Raw genomic sequence first — 896 nt, forward strand, 5'->3', positions numbered from 1 at the left:
CGCCAGTGACTGATCCGGTTATGCAATCTTCTCCAGCTCAGGCTCAACAGGAAGTGGCGGTGGCGCCGGCACCTGACAAGCCGGATGAATCTGCGTCAGTAAAGCCAGAAAAGGTGGAGAGCAAAGCCGCTTCGCAATCGGAGCAAGAAAAAGCACCAGCCGAAACCTCGGGGTATAATCAGGCGGCCTGGCTCGCGGCGCTGGATGACAATCGCTGGTTTTTGCAGATTACCGCCACCAGCCAGGAAGCGAATGCCCGTGCGGTGCTGGACCAGCTGGATCGTAAGGGGGCCTATTATCCGGCCAAACGGAATGGAAAAACCGTGTTTCTGGTGCTCGCCGGGGACTATTCCAGCCGTCAGGCAGCGCTTGATGCAAAGTCGACGTTGCCAGCAAAGTTACGCTCAGCGGGGCCTTTTCCTCGCAAGATGGGCGATGTTCGCGGCGAACTTTAAGCATAAAAAAGCGCCTTGGGTGACTGTTCAATTTGTCGCCCAAGCGCGCAATGTGTAGAATGCATATCCCTTTTTTGCCGTCACCGTTTTCTTGACGCCATTTGCCTTCTGTAAGTCTCTGAATTTCAAGAGGAAAGGTTTTCATGCAGCAGAACTCAACGCTGGTGCGGGGGCTCACTGAGCCCGGAGAATTCCGGGACAACTGTGGTTTTGGTCTGATCGCCCATATGGAGGGCCAGGCCAGCCACGAGCTTCTGCAAACTGCTATTGAAGCACTTACGTGCATGACACACCGGGGCGGCATTAATGCCGACGGAAAAACCGGTGATGGCTGCGGTCTGTTGCTTAAGAAACCCGATTCTTTCTTCCGCAAGGTCGCGGAAGAGCAATCCATTACGTTGCCGGACAATTACGGTGTGGGGATGGTATTTACCCACCCGG

1 protein-coding gene and 1 pseudogene are annotated in these 896 nt (G+C 54.9%); both read left to right on the forward strand.

Annotation, left to right across the window (positions count from 1 at the left end; translation table 11 throughout):
• Positions 1 to 455 (forward strand): SPOR domain-containing protein (locus tag A3730_RS05205; RefSeq protein ID WP_197477308.1); only part of this gene is annotated, 455 nt, incomplete at its 5' end.
• Between the two features lie 143 nt (positions 456 to 598).
• Positions 599 to 896 (forward strand): annotated as a pseudogene (locus A3730_RS05210) (hypothetical protein); the annotation flags it as partial.

This window comes from Alcanivorax sp. HI0044 (assembly GCF_001634945.1).